Origin of the sequence: Tepidimonas sp. (genome assembly GCF_029335975.1) — a bacterium.
In the GTDB taxonomy this organism is placed as follows: Bacteria; Pseudomonadota; Gammaproteobacteria; order Burkholderiales; family Burkholderiaceae_C; genus Tepidimonas.
Genome location: NZ_JARJMT020000138.1, coordinates 1 through 2,793, shown reverse-complemented (window position 1 = coordinate 2,793; position 2,793 = coordinate 1). Strand labels below are relative to the sequence as shown.

Sequence of the window (2,793 nt, the reverse complement as noted above, 5' to 3'; positions counted from 1 at the left end):
TGGGGCAGTACCGCCCACCACGCCCCAAGGCCCGCGCCACGGTAGGCGTCGAGCAGGCGCTGGCGAGCCAGCAGCCGCACGAAGCGCCAGGTCGACCGGCGGGCAGCGAGCGCGCCCTCGCCCGATGCAGACGGGCCGCGCCGAAACCAGGTGCATGCCATGGACGATTCGGGCCCCTCAGTCCTGGTGGCTGACCGCAGCCCCCGGCGAGCTTGGCGTCAAACGCCGCAAGTCGGCCTCTACCATCAGGCGGCACAGCGCCTCCACCCCGGTCTGGGGTTGCCAGCCCAGCCGTTGGCGGGCGCGGCCGCTGTCACCGATGAGCAGGTCGACTTCGGCCGGCCGGTAAAAGGCGGGATTGACGCGGACGACGGTTTTGCCGCTGGCGGTGTCGACGGCGGTCTCGTGCGGCCCCTGGCCGCGAAAGTCCAGCTCGATGCCGGCGGCGCGAAAGGCCAAGCGGACGAATTCGCGCACCGGGGTGGTGACACCGGTGGCCAGCACATAGGTGTCGGGTTCGGCGGCTTGCAGCATGCGCCACATGCCCTCGACATACTCCGGGGCATAACCCCAGTCGCGTTGGGCGTCGAGATTGCCCAGCTCCACGCAGTCTTGCAGCCCCAGGCGAATGCGCGCCACTGCCTGGGTGATTTTGCGGGTGACGAACTCCAGCCGGCGCAGCGGGCTTTCGTGATTGAACAGAATACCGCTGGCGCCGAAGATGCCGTAGCTTTCGCGATAGTTGATCGTCATCCAGTGCGCAAACAGCTTGGCCACGCCGTACGGACTGCGCGGATAAAAAGGCGTGTCCTCGGTTTGCGGGATGGCCTGCACTTTGCCAAACATCTCGGAGGTGCTGGCTTGGTAGAATTTGATGCGGGGATTGACCAGCCGGATGGCTTCGAGCAAATACAACGGACCCAGCGCGTCGATTTGCGCGGTGGTGCTGGGCTGCTGGAATGAGACGCCGACGAAGCTTTGCGCCGCTAGGTTGTAGACTTCGTCGGGCTCGGCAAGGCGGATGAGGTCGACCGCCGCCCCCGGGTCGGTCAGGTCGTAAGCCACCAGCCGCAGGCGCGGATGATGTTCGATGCCCAGTTCGCGGATGCGCCAAAAGTTGGGGGCGCTGCTGCGGCGATGGGTGCCGTAGACGATGTATCCCCGCTGGAGCAGGAACTGGGCGAGGTAGGCGCCGTCCTGACCGGTGATGCCTGTAACGATGGCTTGGGGCATGAGGGTCTAAAATCCAGAAGATGATCGATGTGCGATTGTAGCAGTCGCGCGGCGATCACCTCGTGCCGTTGCACGGCATGCACCCCTGTCGCATCCGTGGCCCGGGACTTTTCGATGCAAACCATACTGCTGGCTTTTTTTTCATCGCTGTTGGCCTGTTTGCTGATCGTTCGTTTACAGAGACTCCATCTGAATTACACGGGCGACTTGCACGATCAGACCCGACAGAAATACCATGCCGGCACCGTGCCGCGCATTGGCGGGGTGGCGTTGTTGAGCGCAGCCGCGCTTGCGCTGAGTTGGAGCAGCTGGCGCGGCATCGTTTCGCGCGATGTCTGGTATTTGATGGTCGCAGCGCTGCCGGCTTTCGGTGCCGGTTGCGTAGAGGATTTGACCAAGCAGATCTCGCCCCGGGTGCGGCTGATGGCCACATTCGCCTCCGCGGCATTGGCGGCGTGGTGGTTGCAGTCTTATGTGACGGCGATCGGCATCCCGGTCGTGGATGATTGGCTGGCTTGGACGCCGTTGGACGGCGCCATGATCGCCCCAGCGGGTTTGCTGCTGACCATCGTGGGCGTGGCTGGGGTGGCCAACGCCATCAATATCATCGATGGTTTTCATGGATTGTCCGCCGCCGTCTCGATCCTGATGTTTCTGGCGCTGGGCTATGTGGGCTGGGTCGTGGGGGATGCCCTGACCGTCCAGGTGAGCCTGGCGATGATCGGCGCCTTGGTGGGTTTCATGTTTTGGAATTATCCGCGGGGCTTGATTTTCATGGGCGATGGCGGCGCTTATTTGACGGGATTTTTGCTGGCCCAGACCGGTGTTTTGCTTGCGACACGCAATCCGCAAGTTTCGCCCTGGTTCGTGCTGCTGGTGTGCGCCTATCCCATCATCGAGACGTTGTTTTCGATGTACCGAAAGTTTTTCATCCGAAAAATTTCCCCCACTTTACCCGACGCCCTGCATATGCATATTCTGATCTATCGCCGTCTGCTGCGCTGGGCCGCCGGGCCCGAGGTCAGTCGCGATGTCACACCCCGCAACGCCGCCACGTCGCCCTATCTGTGGATGTTTTCCTCCCTTTCGATCGCACCGGCCGTATTGCTATGGAACCAGCCAACCCTGTTGCAGCTGGTATTTTTGGCATATGTGGCGTTTTATCTTTGGTTTTATCGCAGACTGGTGCGGTTTCGCGCTCCACGATGGCTCAGACGGTCCATTACTTTGGAGGCCGATCAATCGAGCCACTCTCGGTAAACATCCAGCGTGGCTTGGACCATGTGGTCAACAGTGAATCGGCTGCGGACCCACTGCGCGGCCTGCTCGCCCATGCGGGCGCGCAGCTCGGAGTCGAGCGCGAGTTGGTCGAGCGCCGCCGCCAGCGCATCGATGTCGCGCGGCGGCACGAGCAGGCTGGTGCGTCCGTGGACATTTAGGCAGTCGACGCCGTTGTGCAGGCGGCAGACCACGGTGGGTTTGCCGCAGGCCATGGCTTCGGCGCTGGCCAGGCCAAATGCCTCGGCCGGTTCGATCGAGGGCAGCGCAAAGAGGTCGCAG

General features: G+C 62.9%; 3 protein-coding genes. 1 reads left to right on the top strand and 2 read right to left on the bottom strand.

What is annotated here, in order from left to right; all coding sequences use genetic code 11:
- Nucleotides 1–177: 177 nt before the first annotated feature.
- Entirely contained in the window at nt 178–1,233 is a 1,056-nt protein-coding gene (gene gmd, locus P3W97_RS07480; RefSeq protein WP_300845328.1) for a GDP-mannose 4,6-dehydratase, read from the bottom strand.
- A 114-nt stretch (nt 1,234–1,347) separates the two neighbouring features.
- On the opposite strand from gmd, the gene P3W97_RS07475 reads away from it, so the two are divergent.
- Nucleotides 1,348–2,493: a glycosyltransferase gene (locus P3W97_RS07475; RefSeq protein ID WP_300845326.1), complete on the top strand. Its 1,146-nt coding sequence runs from the start codon at nt 1,348–1,350 to the stop codon at nt 2,491–2,493.
- On the opposite strand, the gene P3W97_RS07470 is transcribed toward P3W97_RS07475, so the two are convergent.
- On the bottom strand, nt 2,472–2,793 hold a 322-nt coding region (locus P3W97_RS07470), incomplete at its 5' end, for a glycosyltransferase (RefSeq protein WP_300845324.1). The two genes, P3W97_RS07475 and P3W97_RS07470, sit on opposite strands and share 22 nt — an antisense overlap.

Excerpts from the sequence above, each read along its gene's own strand:
- P3W97_RS07475 (WP_300845326.1), top strand. The coding sequence starts at position 1,348 with ATGCAAACCATACTGCTGGCTTTTTTTTCATCGCTGTTGGCCTGTTTG.
- gmd (WP_300845328.1), bottom strand. The coding sequence starts at position 1,233 with ATGCCCCAAGCCATCGTTACAGGCATCACCGGTCAGGACGGCGCCTAC.